The organism is Nocardia gamkensis NBRC 108242 (assembly GCF_001612985.1).
Classification (GTDB): domain Bacteria; phylum Actinomycetota; class Actinomycetes; order Mycobacteriales; family Mycobacteriaceae; genus Nocardia; species Nocardia gamkensis.
In genome coordinates, this window is record NZ_BDBM01000007.1 from 246085 (window position 1) to 265207 (window position 19123).

The 19123-nt window shown below is 71.4% G+C and carries 7 protein-coding genes; all 7 read right to left on the reverse strand.

The window, feature by feature from the left end:
* Window positions 1-73: 73 nt before the first annotated feature.
* Window positions 74-892 (reverse strand): ABC transporter permease, encoded by an 819-nt coding sequence (locus tag NG1_RS08820; RefSeq protein WP_062969552.1) that lies wholly within the window; start codon window positions 890-892, stop codon window positions 74-76.
* Window positions 892-1710, reverse strand: coding sequence for an ABC-2 transporter permease (locus NG1_RS08825; RefSeq protein WP_062969553.1), 819 nt, complete (start codon window positions 1708-1710; stop codon window positions 892-894). Before NG1_RS08825 ends, NG1_RS08820 begins: the two co-directional genes overlap by 1 nt.
* Window positions 1707-2693: a daunorubicin/doxorubicin resistance ABC transporter ATP-binding protein DrrA gene (locus tag NG1_RS08830; protein WP_062969554.1), complete on the reverse strand. Its 987-nt coding sequence runs from the start codon at window positions 2691-2693 to the stop codon at window positions 1707-1709. Before NG1_RS08830 ends, NG1_RS08825 begins: the two co-directional genes overlap by 4 nt.
* Window positions 2690-15994, reverse strand: a complete 13305-nt coding sequence (locus NG1_RS08835) for a non-ribosomal peptide synthetase (protein ID WP_062969555.1) — start codon at window positions 15992-15994, stop codon at window positions 2690-2692. The genes NG1_RS08830 and NG1_RS08835 overlap by 4 nt, the downstream gene beginning before the upstream one ends.
* Window positions 15995-16192: 198 nt before the next feature.
* Window positions 16193-16654 carry an AMP-binding protein gene (locus NG1_RS08840; RefSeq protein WP_062969556.1) on the reverse strand — a complete coding sequence of 154 codons (462 nt, stop codon included), beginning with the start codon at window positions 16652-16654 and terminating at the stop codon, window positions 16193-16195.
* A gap of 141 nt (window positions 16655-16795) precedes the next feature.
* Window positions 16796-17890: an ABC transporter substrate-binding protein gene (locus tag NG1_RS08845; RefSeq protein WP_084498788.1), complete on the reverse strand. Its 1095-nt coding sequence runs from the start codon at window positions 17888-17890 to the stop codon at window positions 16796-16798.
* A 201-nt stretch (window positions 17891-18091) separates the two neighbouring features.
* Entirely contained in the window at window positions 18092-18898 is an 807-nt protein-coding gene (locus NG1_RS08850) for a VOC family protein (RefSeq protein WP_062969557.1), read from the reverse strand.
* Between the last annotated feature and the right edge of the window lie 225 nt (window positions 18899-19123).

Below are 19123 nucleotides of genomic sequence, written 5' to 3' on the forward strand. Positions count from 1 at the left end.
CGTTCTGCACGACGTTAGGGACGGGCGCTCGTATCCGGCTGGGTTCGTGCTGGGAGTTCGCTGTGAGCCGGGGTCAGCGCCTGCTCGCCCGGCGGTAGCCGATGGTCGCGGGCACCGCGAACAGGACGATCGCGCCGATCGACCACACGACGGTGAGGGTGAGCGGGCGTGCGAGCGGTCCGCCGAAGGCGAGCGCGCGCATGGCGTCGACCCCCACCGACAGGGGTTGGTTGCGCACCACCGGCTGCACCCACTTGGGGAAGGCGGCCAGCGGAACGAAGCCGGTGCTGAAGAACATCATCAGGGATGTGAGGATCGTGATGCCCTCCACCAGTGTCGATTTCGCGGTGAACACGGCGACCGAGGTGACGACGGTGGCGAAGGCCAGGCCGAAGAGAACCGGGACGAACAGGAAGACGATCGCCGCGGCGACGCCCTGGTGGAAGCGGAACCCGAGCACCGAGCCCACCAGTACGACGGCGAGAGTGCAGGCGAAGATGCGGCAGCCCTCGGCGAGCACTCGCGAGGCCAGGCCGGAGGCGCGGTGCACGGGCAGTACCCAGAAGCGCGCGAGCAGGCCCGCGTCGCGTTCGCGGCCGAGTAGCACGCCCCCCGCCACCGCGCCGGACAGCGCACCCACCAGGGCGACCATGGGCACCGAGCCGTACAGCGCGCTCTCGCCGGTGAACTTCCGGATCTGCCCGCCGATCACGGTGTTGAGCATGATCAGCAGCAGGCACGGGATGATCAGCGTCTCCAGCAGGGTGACCGGATTGCGTGCCCAGCGCAGCAGCAGGCGCTGGGTCTGGATCAGCGTGTGCGCGATCAGCGCAGACGCCGACACTTCCGAGCCGGTCCACGACTCGTGCCTGTGATCGGCCAGCAGCGCCATCACGCCCTCCTCGAGCTCAGCCGCAGCGACAGCGGGACGCAGATGATCAGGATGGCGAGCGCCCACGCCACCGGCGGTCCCAGCAGCGACAAGCTCACCTGGCCCGCGTTCGGTCCGCTGTCACCCGCGAACGCCCGCAGACCGATGGCCCACTGCGACACCGGCTGGTTGCGCACGAACGGCTGCACCCATGCCGGGAACTGGTCGGCGGGCGCGATGCCGGTGGACAGCATGCCGAAGATCAACGGCGGAAGTACCAGTGCCTGCGCGGTCGCCTCCGGGTTGCGCGACACGGTGCCGATCACGTCTCCGGCCCAGATCAGCGCGAGCCCGATGAGCAACGAGAACAGCACGAACCCGATCGTGTGCGCGGCGCCGAGGTAGAAGCGGAAGCCGATGACGTGGCCGCAGATCAACGCGGTGATCAACGCGATGACCAAGCGGAAGATGTTGCCGGACAGGCGCGCCGCGACCGGCACCAGCGGGCCGATCGGCATCGCGCCGAAACGCCGGTTGAGCCCGGCGACCGAATCGGTGGCGGCGCGGAAGGCCGCCGAGACGGCGGTGAAGGCGGCGGCTTGCAGGATCACCAGTGGCATCATGTACTGCGCGTAACTGCTGAAGCCGGTGCCGATCACGGTCATGATGATCTTCAGCGGAATGTAGAAGCTGGCGGTGAACGTCGCGGGCGCCAGCACCGAGGTGAGCACCTCGCCGCTGCGTACCGAGGGCACGACCAGCCGGCTGGTCAGCACCCACCACTGCTGCGGCCGCAGCGGCGCGGCGCGGGTCTGGCTGAGCCAGGTCGCCGCCGTCACGACACGACCTCCCGTTGCGCGATCTCCGCCGTCGTCGCCAGATGCCCGGTCAGCTGGAGGAACACGTCGTCGAGCGAGGGGCGGCGCAGCGCGACGTCCACGAGGTCGACCCCGGCGCTGTCCAGTCGGCGCAGCGCCTCCAGCAGTGTCTTCGCGCCGTCGGGCGCGGGTATGGCGATCCGATCGGAATCCGGACCCAGCGCGTCCCGATTCTCCTGCGGCAGCAGCGGACCCAGGGCCGCGGCGATGGCGGGCAGGTCGCGCAGGTTCAGCGGCACGACCTCGCAGTAGCTGCCGCCGGTGCGCGACTTCAGCTCGTCGGCGGTGCCTTGGGCGATCACCACGCCGTGATCGATGACGATGATCCGGTCGCTGAGCGCGTCGGCTTCCTCCAGGTACTGGGTGGTGAGCAGGGTGGTGATGCCCGCCTTCTTGAAGCCGGAGACCAGATCCCACACGCCTTGCCTGCTGCGCGGATCCAGCCCGGTGGTCGGCTCGTCCAGGAACACCACATCGGGCCGGACGACCAGACCGCAGGCGATGTCGATGCGCCTGCGCATACCGCCGGAGTAGGTGCCCACCCGGCGGCCCGCCGCGCGTTCGAGATCGAACTCGGCCAGCAGTTCGTCCGCGCGGGCGCGGGCGGCCCGCTTGCGCAAGCCCATCAGCCTGCCGAACATCACCAGGTTCTCGTAGCCGCTGAGCATGTCGTCCAGCGCGGCGTACTGCCCGGTCAGCATGATGCTGCGGCGCACCGCCGCGGGATCGTCCACCACGTCGTACCCGGCGACCGTGGCGCGGCCGCGGTCCGGCCGGATCAGTGTCGAGAGGATGTTCACCGTGGTGGTCTTGCCCGCGCCGTTGGGTCCGAGGATGCCGAGCACCTCGCCCGGCTCGGCCGCGAAATCGACTCCCCGCAATGCCTTGACCGCGCCGAAGGATTTCTCGATCCCCTCGACGACGACGCCTTGATCGGAATTCATCCTCGGCCTCCCAGATGTGCATCGAGCACGCGCGCGATGACCGGCAGCACCTGCGGCGCCGTCAGTTCGTCGTGGGTGACCTCGATGTCGTGATTGATGATGTCGCCGGTCACGTACGGCCGCCAGCCGTCGGGACCGAAGATGTCGGAGGTGTCGACGGTCGCGCTGAAGTACACGATGTCGCCGTCGTACACGGGTCGGCGGTATCCGGTTCTGGTCCGGGCGGCGGCGTTGTAGGACCCGGCCATCCGCTCCAGCGTGGCGGCGTCGATCAGCGAGACCCCGCCGAGTTTTTCGCGGATCAGCTCCGCCGCCTGCTGCGCGGTGGCGTCCGCGGGCACGTCGTGGATGCCGAACACCGCGCCGAAGCTGTTCACGAACGAGCCCGCGGTGAGCCGCTCGATGCTGTCGCCGTCGATGTCGGCGGTGTCGGCGTCCAGCAGCGCGACCACGCCGACCTCGGCTCCCGCGGCCTTCAGCCGCACGGCCGCCGCGTGGGCGATCAGGCCGCCGAACGACCAGCCGAGCAGGTGGTACGGCCCTTCGGGTTGCAGCGTGCGGATCTCCCGCACGTAGCGGTCGGCGAACTCCTCGATCGAGTGCGCGGGCGGTTCCTGGCCGCCGAGATCGGGCGCTTGCAGCCCGTAGATCGGGCGGCCGGGCGCGAGCGCGTCGGCGAATCCCAGGTAGGTCCACGACATTCCGGACGACGGGTGGATGCAGAACAGCGCGGGTTGCTCCCCGCCGAGCCGGATCGGCAGCACCACGTCCAGACCGAGCCCGCCCGCCGCCGGGACGGCCGGCGCCGCCGTGGCCGCCGCTTCCTCCTCGGCGGCGGTCCGTGCCGCCGGGGTCTGGGCGAATCGAGCCGCCGCGCGTAATGCGCCGATCCACAGATCGGCCAGCTCGGCGACGTCGTCCTGGTCGAGCAGGGTGGACGGGAAGCCGAAGCTCGCCCGCAGCCGGTCTCCGATGACGACGGCGTTGACGTCGATCGCCGATTGCAGGGGTACGCCGAGATCTTCGGCCACGTGCACATCGCCGAGTTCGTCGGTCGGCAGCCAGCCCAGCCCCTCGAGCCCGGCCGGGATATCACCGGTGGAGTATCGGCCGAGATAGTTGAAGCCGACCCGACCCGGCAGGCGTTCCGGGAGCTGCCGCGCGGTCTCGGGGTTGAGATAGCGCAGCAAGCCGAAACCGATGCCTTTGTCCGGCACCGCCAGCAGTTGGTGCTTGACGGCGCGGATCGCCGCGCCCAGCGCGGGGCCTCCGGCCAGCGCGTCATCGATGTCGATTCCGGCCAGGTCCAAGCGCACCGGGTAGATGCTGGTGAACCAGCCGATGGTGCGGGAGAGGTCGGCGCCGGGCACCACTTCCTCTTGGCGGCCGTGACCTTCCAGGCGCACCAGCGCCGAGGGGTCGCAGGCCCGCCAGCGCACCAGCGCCAGCGCCAAGGTGGCCAGCAGCGCGTCGTTGACGCTGCCCTGGAACAGGCCGGGCAGGGTGGTGAGCAGCGCGTTGGTGACTTCCGCTGACACCTCCCGCTCGACCATGCGCAGTGCGGCGGTCCGGTCCACGGCGGGATCGAGTTCCCGGCCGCCGATCACCGGGTCGGGTGCGGCGAGCACGTCGCGCCAGTAGGCCAGTTCGGCGATCCGCTGCGGTGAGCGCGCCTCGTCGGCCAGCGCGTGGGCCCACCGGCGCATCGAGGTACCGGTCTCCGCGAGCACGGGGGTGTTCCCGGCCGACACCTGGGCCCACGCGGCCACCAGGTCCGGCACCAGGATGCGCCAGGACACGCCGTCGATCGCCAAGTGGTGCGCCAGCACGATCAGCCGGCCCGATCCGGTGCGCGCGCCCGCGTCGCCCACCGGGTCCAGCCAGATGAATTGCAGCACCGTGCCCTGGGCGGGATCGAGCCGGTCTGCGGCGGCGTCCAGCTCGGTCATGGCGAACTCGTGCAGTTCGATCGGGTCGAGGGTGGTGAACTCGATGCGGTGCAGCAGCGCGTCCACGTCGACCGATCCGGGCGGGCCGACCAGCAGGCGCGGCCCGCCCTCGCCGTCGGTCACCAGCCGGACGCGCAGCATGTCGTGCCGGTCCACCGCCGCGGTGAGCACCGCGATGATCTGCGCGCGCTCGATACCCACCGGCAGTTCCAGGACCGCCGTCTGGGCGAAGCGATCGTAGTTCCCCCCGCGCTCCAGCATGTAGTGCGTGATCGGCGGGAGCGGCAGCTCGCCGACGCCGCCGCCGGGCAGTTCGTCCAGGGTCACCGCGGTGCCCGCCGCGTCGGCGGCCGCGGCCAATGCCGCCACCGTGCGGTGCTCGAACACCTGCAGCGGGGTGCAGGTGATGCCCTGCTGCTTGGCGCGCGACACCAGCTGGATCGCCAGGATGCTGTCCCCGCCGAGCGCGAAGAACGAATCGTCGGCGCCGACGCGCGCCTCCCCGAGAAGTTCGCCGAAGATCGCGGCCAGCTGCTGTTCGGTCGGCGTATCCGGCGCGCGGTACGCGGTGCGGTCGGCGAGGAACTCCGGTTCCGGCAACGCCTTGCGGTCCAGCTTGCCGACCGCGTTGCGCGGGATCTCGTCCAGCACGACGAAGGCCGTCGGCACCATGTAGCCGGGCAGGATGTCGGCGGCGAAGGCGCGCACCTTCGCCACGTCGAGCTCGTATCCGGGTGCGCGGACCAGGTAGGCGGCCAGCGCGGTCGCGCCGGTGGGGCCGGGCACGCCGAGCGTCACCGCGAAGTCCACGCCCTCGGCCCGGCCGAGCACCGCGTCGATCTCGCCGAGCTCGATGCGCTGTCCGCGCACCTTGACCTGGAAGTCGGTGCGGCCCAGGTACTCCAGTTCCGGGCCCGCGTCGCCGCGAATCCAGCGCACCAGGTCGCCGGTGCGGTACATCCGTTCACCCGGCGCGCCGAATGGGTCCGCCATGAAGCGGGCGGCGGTCAGGCCCGCCCGCGCGTGGTAGCCGCGTGCCAGCGCCGCTCCGGCGAGATACAGCTCGCCCGCCACGCCGAAGGGGACCGGTCGCAGCCGGTCATCGAGAACCAGCGCTTCCGTGCCCTGCACCGGGGTGCCGATGGACACGGGGGCGCCCACCTCCAGTGGTGCCGAACCCGTCGCCCAGATGGTCGACTCGGTGGGGCCGTACAGGTTGACCATGTTGCGCCCGGTCGCCCAGCGTTCGACCAGTTCGGCCCCGACCGCCTCGCCTGCCACCGCGAGCACCCGGACGCTGGTCACCTCGGCGGGATCGAGGGTGGCCAGCGCGGACGGGGTGATCACCAGGTGGGTGACCTGCTCGGTGTCGATCAGCTCGGCCAGCGCGCTGCCGCCGAACACCTCCGGCGGTGCGACCACCGACGCGCCGCCGGAGCCGAACGCCATGAGCGCCTCGAACACCGACGCGTCGAAACTCGGCGACGCCACCTGCAACACCCGGGAGTGTTCGTCCAACCCGAGCGAAGCCCGTTGCGCCGCGACGAGATCGGCGATACCGCGATGCGAGACCGAGACGCCTTTCGGCGTGCCGGTGGAGCCGGAGGTGTAGATCATCCATGCCGCGTTGTCCGGCCGGACGGGTGCGGGCAGCTCGCGCTCGCGCAGCGGCAGGCTGCTCGCGGCGCTCCAGCGTTCGACGACGGCGAGGTCGTCGAGCACCAGCCAATCCGTGCTGTCGGGCAGCATCGGCCGGAACGCGGCCAGGGTCAGGCCCAGTGCCGCGCCGGAGTCGGTGAGCATGTGGTCGATGCGCTCGACCGGGTGCTTCGGATCGACCGGAAGGAACGCCGCGCCCGCCTTCGCCGCGGCCCACATCCCGGTGAGCAGTTCCGCTGAGCGTGGCAGACCCAGCGCGACAACGGTTTCCGGCCCGCCGCCCGATTCGAGCAGGACTCGGGCCAGGCGGTTGGCGTGCGCGTCGATCTCGGCGTAGGTGGTGATGTGCCCGCCGACCACGAGGGCGACGCGATCCGGGTACCGCCGCGCGGTCTCGCTCAGCAGGTCCGGCAGGGTCACGGCCGCGACGGACGCGGGCCCGCGCACGGGCACCAGCGTGGCGAGTTCGGCCTCGTCGAGGATGTCGATATCGGCGATGCGAACGTCGGGCCGGGAAAGCACCGTCGTGAGCACGCGCCGCCACCGGGCGGCGAAGGAGGCCGTCGTCGCCTCGTCGAACAGATCGGTGGCGTAGGTCAGCACGGCGTCGATGCCCGCCGGACCGCTGTCGGCGAAGCGCTCGCGCAGATCCAGGGTCAGGTCGAACTGGGAGGCGTCGCGCTCGAAGTCCTCCACCTCGAACCGCAGGCCGGGCAGTTCCAGCACCGGTTCGACGAAGTTCTGCAGCGACAGCGAGACCTGGAACAGCGGGTGGTGCGCGGTCGATCGCACCGGATCCAGTACCTGGACCAGCCGCTCGAACGGCACATCCGCGTTGGCGAAGGCGTCGAGGTCCGCGGACCGGACCGTGTCCAGGAACGTCGCGAAACCCGCTGCCGAATCGACCGGGGTGCGCAGCGCGAGAGTGTTGACGAACATGCCGACGAGCTGGTCGAGCGCCTCCTCACCGCGTCCGGCGACCGGGGTGCCGATCAGCACGTCGTCGGTGCCGCCGAGTCTCGCGAGCAGGACCGCGAGCGCGGCGTGCACGACCATGAACGGGCTGACGCCGTGCGCGGCGGCGAAATCCACCAGCGCCCGGTGCGTCTCGCCGTCGACGGTGAAGCCGAAGTCGGCGCTGTGCATGGTCTGTACCGCCGGGCGCGGCCGGTCGGCGGGCAGTTCCAGCACATCGGGCGCGCCGGCCAAGGTCTCGCGCCAGAAGCCGATCTGGTGGGCCGCCAGCGACTCCGGGTCGGTCTCGTCGCCTAGCACCTCGCGATGCCAGAGCGCGAAATCGGCGTATTGCACCGGCAGCGGAACGCGGATGGCGTGCCCGCCGCAGGCCCGCTCGGAGTAGGCGGCGACCAGGTCGGCGGCCAGCGGCGCCATCGACGCGCCGTCCGCGCTGATGTGGTGCACCACCAGCACGACGACGTGCACCGGCGGCGTCGCGGCCGAGATCTCCTCGGGGCCCGCGGTATAGCTCGACGTCACCGGCGCGGTCCCGGCTACGGGCCCGGACGAGACCGGCGCTTCACCCATGACAGGAGCCGACGACACCGGTGCCGCACTCGCGGCGGGCTCGGCGCCCCCGTGGATCCGGAACAGGCCCACCCGCAGTGGCGGCTGGGCGGCGAGATCGAAGCCGGTTCCCGCCAGCTCGGTGATCCGCCCGCGCAGCGCGTCGCCGTCCTCGGTGTCGACCACCGGCATGGCGGGCACGGCCACATCCGCGCCCACCACCACCTGACGCGGCCCCTCCGCATCCGCCGGGTACAGCGTGCGCAGGCTCTCGTGCCGGTCGACCACGTCGACGAGCGCGGCGCGCAGCGCCTCGACGTCCAGATCGCCGGTGAGCCGCAGCGCTACCGCGATGTTGTAGGCGGGTGAGGCCGGATCCATCCGGTTGAGCACCCACATGCGCTGCTGCGCGGGGGACAGCGGAACCCGATCCGGCCGGATGCGCGGCGCGAGGGCGAACCGGCCGGGCGCCGCGCCGGTGGCGGGTACCACTCGGGCGGACAGCTGGGCCACGGTCGGCGCGTCGAACAGATCGCGCAGCGCGATCCGCGACCCGAGCGCCGCGTTCACCCGCGCCACGACCTTCGTCGCGCTCAGCGAGTTGCCGCCGAGCTCGAAGAACGACTGGTCGGTGCCGACCCGCTCGCGGTCGAGCACCTCGCCGAACACCGCGGCCACCGCCTCCTCGACCGGCGTGCTCGGCGCGAGGTAGGGCCGGTGGCTCTCCGCGAAGTCCGGCACCGGAAGCGCTTTGCGATCGAGTTTGCCGACCGGGGTGAGCGGGATCGAATCCAGCACGACGAGGTAACCCGGCACCATGTAGCCGGGCAGTTCGGCGGCCACCTGTGCGCGCAGCCGCTCGACGTCCAGTCGCACGCCCTCGGCGGGCAGCACGTAGGAGACCAGCACGGTGGTCCCGGCCGGGCCGGGGCGCCCGATGGTCACCGCGTACTCGACCTCGTCGTCGCGGGAGAGCACCGCGTCGATCTCGCCGAGCTCGATGCGCAGGCCCCGGATCTTGACCTGGAAGTCGCTGCGGCCCAGATACTCCAGCTCGTACCCGCCGTCGTCCTCGACCCAGCGCACCATGTCACCGGTGCGGTACATCCGCTCGCCGGGTTCGCCGAAGGGGTCGGCGACGAACCTGCTCGCGGTCATCTCGAACCGGTTGAAGTAGCCACGCGCCAGCGCCGGGCCCGCCAGGTACAGCTCACCGGGCACCCCCGCCGGCACCGGACGCAGCCAGGCGTCCAGCACCACGGTGGCGGCGCCGCGGATGGGTCCGCCGATCGTGATCGGCTCGCCGGTGCGGAGTTCGCCGGGCCCGGTGGCCCAGATGCTGAACTCGGTGGGGCCGTACAGGTTCACCATGCGCCTGCCCGGTGACCACCGCTCGATCAGCTCCGGCGTCGCCGCCTCGCCCGCGACCGCGAGCACGCGCAGGTGCTCCAGGCCGGTGGGGTCCATGGTGGCCAGCGCCGAGGGCGTGATCACCGCGTGGGTGACGCGCTGGGCGCGCAGCAGGGTTTCCAGTTCCGTCCCGCCGTAGACGTCCGGCGGCGACACCACCAGCCTGCCACCCGCGCCGTGGGCGATGAGCAGCTCGAAGACCGAGGCGTCGAAGCTGGGTGAGGCGACTTGGAGCACGCCGGCGGTGGGCTCGAGCCCGAGCGTCTCCCGCTGCGCGGCGACGAGATTCGCGATGCCGCGGTGGCTGAGCAGCACGGCCTTCGGCTTGCCGGTGGAGCCGGAGGTGTAGATCAGGTACGCCGTCTGGTCCAGATCGATCGGCCCGCCGCGCTCCTCGTCGGTGATCGGCGCTTCGGAGACCGTCATCACCCGGCGGATGGTGTTGAGGTCGTCGAGCAGCAGCCAGTCGATCGTGCCGGGCAGCGTCTCGCCGGTGGCGGTGACCGTCACGCCGATCGGGGCCTTGGAGTCGCTGAGCATGTGCTCGATGCGTTCCACCGGGTAGTTCGGGTCCAGCGGCGCGAAGGCCGCGCCGGTCTTGGCCAGCGCCCACACGGCGATCACCGATTCCAGCGAGCGCGTCAGCGCCAGCACGACGAACACCTCGCGCCCGACCCCGCGGCGCAGCAGCACCCGGGCGTAGCGGTTGGACCACGCGTCGAGCTCGCCGTAGGACATGGTGAGCTCACCGGCGGTGATCGCGATCGCGTCCGGATCGATCCTCGCGCCCGCGCTGAGCAGTTCGGGCAGGGTGGCCTGCGGCACCGACTCCGGGCCGCGCACCGGCACCAGCGCGGCGCGCTCGGCGTCGTCGCAGTACTGCAGTTGGGAGACCAGCGCGCGCGGGTTGTTCCCGAGCTGGGTCAGCAGCCGGACGAAGCGATCCAGCAGCGGACGCGCCTCCTGCTCCGGAAGCTGGCCGGCCATGTACTTCAGCGTGATCCGCAGCGTGTCGCGGCCGTCGTCGCCGCGCAGCGGGATCACCATCAGATTCAGCGGATACGGCGTCGCGTCGGTGCCCTCCACGTCGAGCACCCGCATGCCCGCGATGTCCAGCGCCTGCGACAGCGCTTCGCGATCGATGGGATAGGACTCGAACACCGTGAGTGTGTCGAACAATTCGGCCAAGCCCACCGCCTGATGAATGGCGGCCAGTCCGACGTGCTGATGGTCCATCAGGCGCGCCTGCTCGGACTGCACGCGGGCGAGCAGGTCGGCCACCTTCTCCGCCGGATCGAGCCGCACCCGCACCGGCAGCGTGTTGATGAACAGGCCGACCATCTCCTCGACCCCGCCCAGCTCCGGCGGACGCCCCGAGACGGTGCCGCCGAACACCACGTCGGTGCGGCCGGTGAGCATGGCCAGCAGCATCGCCCACGCGGCCTGCACCAGGGTGTTCACCGTCGCGCCCGCCTCCCGTCCCGCGGTCTCCAGCCGGGCCACGGTGTCGCGGGACAGGTCGACGGAGAGCATTCCGGTTTCGGTCGATTCGATCCCGGCGAGGGTGGGCACCGCGCGGGTCGGCGTGTCGATACCGGCCAGCGAATCGGTCCACGCCGCGAGGGATTCGGCGTCGTCCCTGGTCGCCAGCCAGGTCAGGAACTCGCGGTAGGAGTGCGCGGGCGGCAGGGCCCCGGTGTCACCGTCGGTGACGTAGAGGGTGAGCAGTTCGCGCACGAGCAGCGGCGTCGACCACCCGTCCAGCACCAAGTGGTGGTTGGTGAGCACGAAACGGTAGGTGTCGGGGGCGATCCGGATGAGCGTGCAGCGCAGCAGCGGGGGACGGGTGAGTTCGAACCGGGTGCGGGCATCGAGTGCGACCAACCGGCCGAGTTCCCCGGCGCGTTCCTCCGCGTCGGTGATGCCGGTGAGATCCGCTTCCCGCCAGTCGATCTCGGCGTCGGCCAGGACCAGCTGACGGGGGCCGTCCTCGGTCTCGGCGAAGGCGACGCGCAGGTTCTCGTGTCGGGTCACCAAAGCCTGTGCGGCGCGGCGCAACCGGGCCGCGTCGACGGTGCCCGCCAGGGTGAGCAGCGACTGCACCGTGTAGCCGTCGGCGGTGTCGGAGTCGTACAACGCGTGGAACAGCAGCCCATATTGCAGCGGCGAGAGCGGCCATACGTCGACGAGGTCTGGGTAGGCGCGCTCCCAGGTGTCGATCTGCGACTGGGTGACGGCGACCAAATCGAAGTCCGACGGCGTGCGTCCGCCCGCGTTCGCGGATCCGGCGTGCCCGGCCAGCGCGCCGAGCGCCTCCCCCCACAGCGCGGCGAGTTCGCCGAGATCCGCCTCGTCGAAAAGTCGTCCGGCGTAGGCCCACGTCACCTCGAGGCCCGCGTCGGTGAGCACGGCGTTGATGTCGACCGCGGCGGCCAGCGGCGCGCGGTCGTCCTGGGTGGCGGCGAACCGGCGCGGCAGCCAAGGTTCCGCCTCCCCGCCGGTGGACGCGCGGCCCAGGTAGTTGAAGCTGATCTGCGGGGTGGGCGCGTCCGCGAGCGCCGCCGCGGTTTCCGGGACCAGGTAACGCAACATGCCGTATCCGATGCCCTTGTCCGGCAGGGTGCGCAGCTGTTCCTTGGTCGCCTTGATCGCGCCGCCCGCCGCGGCCCCGCCCGCGAACGCCTCCGCCACATCGATGCCGGTCAGGTCGACCGCGGCGGGGTAGACGCTGGTGAACCAGCCCACCGTGCGCGCGACATCGGCGCCCGGCACAACGGTCTCCGAGCGGCCGTGACCCTCCAGTGTGAACAGCGTGGAGGTACGTCCGCGCCACCGCGCGAGCGCCAGCGCGAGTCCGGCCAGGAGCACGTCGTCGGCGCCGCAGTGGAACCGGTCCGGCGCGGTGCTGAGCACCGTGTGCGCGACATCCGGCGGCACGACGGTGGACAGATGCGCCATGGTGCCCACCACATCGAGGGCCGGGTCCATCGGCGCCGACCCGAGCACGGGGTCGGGCGTGGCCAGAACGCGTTGCCACAGCGGCAACTCGCCCGCGCGGGTAACCGCGTGCTCGCGCTGCCCGTGCGCCCAGCGCCGGAAGGAGGTGCCGACCGGCGCGAGCTCGCCGCCCAGCGCGGCGGTGGCCAGATCCGGCAGCAGGATGCGCCAGGAGACGCCGTCGGTGACCAGATGATGCAGCACCAGCCACAGCAGCGGCGCCGCGCCCGCGCGGTCGATCCACACGAAACGCGCGACCACGCCCCCCTCCGGGTCGAGGTGGTCGGCGGCACGCTGCAACGCATGCTCGCAGGTCGCCTCGGCATCCGCGCCCGCGGTCACGACCTCCAGCAGGGCGCCCGCGTTCACCGCACCGGCTTCGGCGACCACCCAGCTCCACCCGTCACCGGTGCGGCGCAGCGTCGAACGTAACAGGTCGTGCCGGTCGAGCAGTGCTTGCAGAGCCGTGACGAGACCGGCGTGCTCGGTGCCGGGCGGCAGCTCGATCAGCACCGCCTGGGCGAAACGCCGCCAGGTGTCGCCGGCCTCGAGCATCGCGTGCACGATCGGCGTGAACTCCACCTCGCCCACCCCGCCGCCGGGCAGTTCGTGCACCACCGCGCTCGGGACTTCGGTGGCCACCGCGGCCAGTGCCGCGACGGTCTTGCGTTCGAAGACATCCCGCGCGCCGAATCCGAGTCCGGCCGCCTTCGCCCGCGACACCAGCTGGATCGAGACGATGCTGTCGCCGCCCAGCGCGAAGAAGCTCTCGTCGACACCCACCGATTCCAGGCCGAGCACCTCCGCGAACAGCGCGGCGAGCGTCTCCTCCCTCGGCGTGGACGGCGGCCTGCTCGTCGTCATGCGCGTGCCGAATTCCGGTGCGGGCAAGGCCTTGCGGTCCACCTTGCCCAGCGGCGTGAGCGGCAGTTCGTCGAGCACCATGACCACGGCCGGAACCATGTAGGCCGGAAGCGATTCCCCGACGGCGGCTTTCAGCGCCTCGGGATGCAGCTGCGCTCCCGGCTTCGGCAGCACATACGACACCAGCGCGGTGGCGCCCGAACCGGTTTCGACGCCGAGGGTGAGCGCGAAGTCGACGTCCGGATGCCGCTGCAGGGCGGCGTCGATCTCGCCGAGTTCGATGCGGAACCCGCGCACCTTCACCTGGAAGTCGCTGCGTCCCTGGTACTCCAGTTCGACGCGCCCGTCGTTGTACACCCAGCGCACGAGGTCGCCGGTGCGGTACATGCGCTCGCCGGTCGCGTACGGATTCGCGACGAAACGATCGGCGGTCAGCCCGTTGCGCCGGTGGTAGCCGCGGGCCACACGGGGTCCCGCGAGATAGAGCTCACCGGTGGTGCCCGGCGGCAGCGGACGCAGCCACGGGTCGAGGACCACGGCCGCTACGCCGGGGGCCAGGCCACCGATGGTGACCGGGCCGTCCGGCGTCAGCGGGGCGCTGAGCGTCACGGTGATGGTGGTCTCGGTGGGGCCGTAGCCGTTCAGCAGGGTCCGGCCCGACCACTTCGTGACGAGTTCGGGCGGGCAGGCGTCACCGCCGACGATCACGGTGCGCAGTTCGGGCAGGGTCGCCGGATCGAGCGATCCCACGACGGCCGGGGTCACGTTGAGATGGGTGACGCGGTGGGCACGCAGCACCCGGGCCAGTTCCTCGCCCGCGTACGCCGCGGGCGGCACAACGGCCAGCGTCGCGCCCGCGGCGAGCGTGACCAGGATTTCCTCGACCGAGATGTCGAAACTCGGTGATACGGCGTGGGCGACAACTGAACTCGCGTCGACACCGAAGCCGGCGCCGGAACTCGCCACCAGGTCGGCCAGCCCTCGGTGCGGCACCGCCACGCCTTTGGGGAGTCCGGTGGAGCCGGAGGTGTAGATGATGTAGGCGACCTGGTCGGGCTGCACCGCGGTGAGCCGCTCGGCGTCGGTCAACGGCGCTGCGTCCCGCTCGGCCACTTTCCGCTCGGTGTTCTCGTCGTCGAGGACCAGCCAGGACACCCTGCCCGGCAACGCCTTTCGGGCGGACGTGATCGTGATGCCCGCGACGACTCCGCTGTCGCCGACCATGTGCTCGATCCGGTCGGCCGGATAGGTCGGATCGATCGGCACGAAGGCCGCGCCGGTCTTGACCACCGCGATCGTCGCCAGGACCGACCGGAGGGACCGCGGGATCGAGATCGCCACCGTGCGCTCGGGGCCGGCGCCCGCGGCGATCAGCATCCGGGCCAGCCGGTTGGTGTAGTCGTCCACCTGCCGGTAGGTCAGCGCGGTCTCGTCTTCCACGAGCGCGGTCGCCAGCGGGTCACGGGCCGCGCCATCGGCGAGGATGCTCGGCAGCGTCCGTGCCGTCTCGCCGAGCGGCCCGCGAGCGGGAGCGAAGTCGGCGCGCTCGTCGTCCGACAGCACCGACACCCCGGCCAGCGGCGCGTCCGGCCCCGCGGCCAGGAAGCGGTGCAGGAACGACAGGAAACGGCGATGCTGCCCGGTCAGCTCGGCGTCGGAGTAGAGGTTGCCGTTGGCCTGGAAGTCGATGTGCGTGCTCTCGCCGCCGACGCCCGGATACAGGTTGACGAACAGGTCGTCGATCAACCCGGAGGTCAGCACGTGCAGCCGTCCGGTGACCGGGCCGAGCTGGATCCTGGTGTCGACCATCATCAGGTTCACCGTGGGCCCGAACGATCCGGCCTCGTCCATCGGCCAGCCCAGATCCCGGAAGATGTCCTCCTGCCGGTAGCGCTGGCGCCGCAGCGCACCGGTCAGCTCACCCTGGGCCGCCCGGATCACGTCGCCGACCGTGGTAGCCGGCGTCAGCCGCAGCCGCAGGGGGACGACATTGGCGATCATGCCGCCGGAACGCCGCAGCGTCGCGGTGGTGCGCGCGGAGACCGGCAGGCTCAGCACGACCTCCGGCGAGCCGGTCATCGCGGACAGGTACGCGCCGAACGCGGCGACCACGGTCGGCGCGACACCGGAGGAGAGCTGCTCGGCGACGGCGTCCAGCAGTCGCGCGGTATCGGCGGGCAGCGCGCCCGCGACCCGGCTCGGATGCCCGTTCACGCCCGCGGTGCGGCCGGCCAGGCTCACCGGATCGGCCATCCCGTCCAGATGCGCGAGCCAGTGCTCCCGGTCCGTGTCGAACCGCTCCGAGCTGCGGTAGGCCAGATCGGCCTCGACGATCTTGCGCAGGTCCTCGGCCTTCGCCGGTGGCGCTTCGCGGCCCTCGACGGCGGCGTTGTACAGCTCGCCGGTGCGCTGCACCATGGTCAGCGCGCCCATGCCGTCGAGCACGATGTGGTGGATGCGCGAGTACCAGAACCAGCGCTGCGCGCCGACGCGCAACATCGCGATCCGCACCAGCCGGTCGCGGGTCAACTCCAGCGGTGCCTCGTACTCCGCGCGCATCCACGCGTGCGCGGCCGCCTCCGGATCTGGCTCGGAGCGGAAGTCGAGCGTTTCCAGGCTGTCGTCGAGGGTGGTGTCGACGAACTGGAACGGATGCCCCTCCACTTCGATCAGGCGGAGGTAGCCGGTGCCGAACTCGCGCCCGGCCTGCCGCGCCGAGCGCGCCAGCAGGTCGAGATCGATCGGTCCGTTCAGTTCGACGTACTGGGCGATGGAGATCGGAGTGTCACCGGCGACGTGCTGGGCGAACCAGATGCCGCGCTGGGCCGCCGACAGGGCGAAGGCCCCGGCGGGAAGCGCTGTGTCCGAATCTTTCACCGAAAGGGAAGGCTGTTGCATGACGTGTCCTACGTTCTGACCGTGGTCGGGCTACCCGGCGAGGACCGCCCGCAGCCACCGCGGTAGCGGTAGTACCTGCCGCCGCACAGCACGCGGCACCTCAATTCTGGACCGGCGTGGTCGGCGCTGCGGGGGTATTGCGCACACTGCGCGACCCGAACATCGCTGTTCGGGTCGCGTTCGGAGAGGTATGCCCGCTCAGGCGGCGGCCGGGAGAAGATCCAGGTCGGCCGCGCGCAGCGGCGCGGCCGAACTGGTCAGGTAGCGCTGCAGGGTGGAGCGCTCGTCCAGCACCAGCCAGGTGATCCGGTCCGCGTGCTCGGGCTGCTGGTCCTTGGTGGTGATGCCCACCGGGGTGCCGAGCGCGTAGGAGCCGTCATCGGTGACCGGGACGGTGATGGCGCCGATCTTGGTGGCGGCCCGCTCGGCCACCACGGCCTCGATCGGCTGGTCGATCGCCACCGCGATACGGGCGCCCGGCCCCGCGCCGATGCGCAGCAGCAGCCGGGCCAGGCGGTTGGACCAGCGATCGAGCTCGGCGTAGGTGAGGTCGCAATCGGGGGTGGACACCACGACCGCCTGCGGGTCGACCTCGGCGACGGGCTGTGCGATCGGCAGGGCGTACAGGTTGTCGGCGAGCGAATCGGTCAGCGTGCGCATGTCGTGTCCTCGGGAGTCGATTGAGAGGTTCTTTGGCGTACCTCTGAATCTCGTCCTCGAAAGGGCTTTCCGACAGCAACCCCAGCGCTGGTCCGCGCACTCCCAGGGTGGGGGAAACCGCACCCAAGGGGGTGGTGACGGTCAGTCGGTCACGTAGCCGTTCAGCGTATTGCGCAGATCGGTGAGCAGGGCGCGTGCGGCGGTGAGGCCGTCGCCGTGCCAGACGCTGTCCTCCACGGCGAACACCCGGCGATCGGTGGCGGCGCCGAGTTCCTTCCACTCGTCGGTGCGCAGCACCGCTTCGGCGTGCTTCTTGCCCTCCGGGCCCGCGAGGATCACGTAGATCAGGTCGCCCTCCACCTTCGTGGCGAACGCGTCCTCGTGCACGTCGAACGAAGCGCCGCGCTGAGCCGCGGGACGCTGCACGCCCGCGTCGGCGAGCACCTGGCCGGAGAAGCTGTCGGCGCCCTGCACCCGCTCGGCGTCGGCGGTGAACCTGACGACCGACGCCTGGGTCTGGCCCGCCGCCAGCGCCACACCGGTGTCGCGCGCCTCGGTGCGGTAGTTCTGCAACGCGGTCTCCGCCGCGCCGCGACGTCCCAAACCGGCCGCGAATGCCGCGAATTCGGCCTGCCAGCTGTCGTTCGAGCCGACCAGCACCGTCGGGGCGATGGCCTGTAGCGCCGCGAAACTCGCCGACTGCGTGGGGATCTCGCCCAGAATCAGGTCGGGGTGCAGGCTTGCGATCCGCGCCGGGTCGGGCTGCGCGGCGGTGCCGACGGCGGGGATCTTCAGCACGCCGGTGCCGAGGTAGTCCGGCTGCGGACTGGGCCCGTCCATCGTCACCGTGCCCACGACTCGCTCCCACAGACCGAGTGCGCAGACCGCGTCCAGCGCGGAAGTGCTGAGCACGACGACGCGCTGCGGGTCGGCGGGCACCTCCGAGACGCCCGCCGCATGGGTGACGCTGCGGGTGGCCTCGCCGCCCGGATCCGGCGCGCTCGGCAGCGCGCATGCCCGGGTGGTGTCGCGCTCGAGTCCCACCACGCCCGCGCCCGCGATATTGGTGGTGGTGCGCACGATGGACGCGGCGTCGTCGGTGGTGCCGCCGCACCCGGCCACGAGGAGCGCGGCGCACCCTGCCACGACCGCCCGGAACCGGTGACCGCCCGCGCTGCTGCGGGACCGGACCGCGCGAATTCGGCCGCGTACATGCAAAACGTCGCTCACCGGCATGCGAGTGAGGGTACATGTCGGCGCCGGTCGTCCCATGGGTGAGGTCGCAGCGGCGGGCGCCCCTGTGTGGGGCTCGGTCTGCACCGGGTTCGGCGGTTCGGCGGCTCGAGCGCGGCACGCGTGACCAAGTGATTCGAGCTCGGGAGTGCGGCCCGCACGGAATGTCCCCGAACACACGGAACTCCGTGCGGCCGAACGGATTCAGGCTCGATTGCCGCCGATACTGAAGCGGGCGCCGGTGGCGTCGGTGACCGCGGACATGCGGCCGTAGGGGGTGTCCTCGGGCGGGGAGAGCACCGAGCCGCCGAGTTCGACGACGCGTTCGACGGACTTGTCCACGTCGTCGGCGCCGAAGTAGACCGTCCACCCCGCGGGGGCGCCCTCGGGCAGGAATGCCGAGGCGTCCATGACCCCGCCCAGCATCGGGCTCTCGGCATGGATGGTGGAGTAACGGAACTCCGGAGCGTCCGAGATGGTGAAGACGTCCGACCAGCCGAAGACTTCCCGGTAGAACGCCAGCGAGGCGTCGTAGGCGCGGGTGTGCAGCTCGAACCAGGACGGCGCGCCCGCGTGGTCGCGCCACTGGCCGCCCGACACCAGACCCATGGTCTCGAACCCGGGGAACGTCCCGGCCTGCCAGATGCCGACACCCGCGCCTCCGACGTCGCCGAGTACGGCCATCGTGCCCAGTTCGCCGACCGCCATCGGCGGCACCACCAGCGACGCCCCCGCCGCGCTCGCCGCATCGGCGGTGGCCTGCGCGTCGGGACGGGCCAGATACACCGTCCATTGCTCCGGGCTGTCGGTGTCGCCGGGCATCCTGGCCATCGCGCCCGCCACCGCGCGCCCGTCCTTGCGGAAGGTGACGTACCCGCCGAACTCCTCGCCCGTGCTCTCGGCGGTCCAGTCGAACAGATCGCGGTAGAACGCGATACTGCGATCGAGGTCGGAGGTGTACAGATCCACCCAGCAGGGATCGCCGGGCTTGCGGCCATTCGGTGTCGTCATCGCTGGTCTCCTGGTCGAGAGGGAAGTCGTGTCACCGATACAGACGGCCGTCGCCCACGGAACTCATCGGTGCCACGGAAGGGCCCCGGCCCGCCGCGTACGCTGTGCAGGAGCAAGCGGCGGCCGCTCGAACGCGGCCACGAGAGCGCCGCGAACAGGCCGCGCCGCAGGTGCCGCCAAACAAATACGACAGAGAGTAGGACCCGTTCGGTCGGCTCGGGAGGC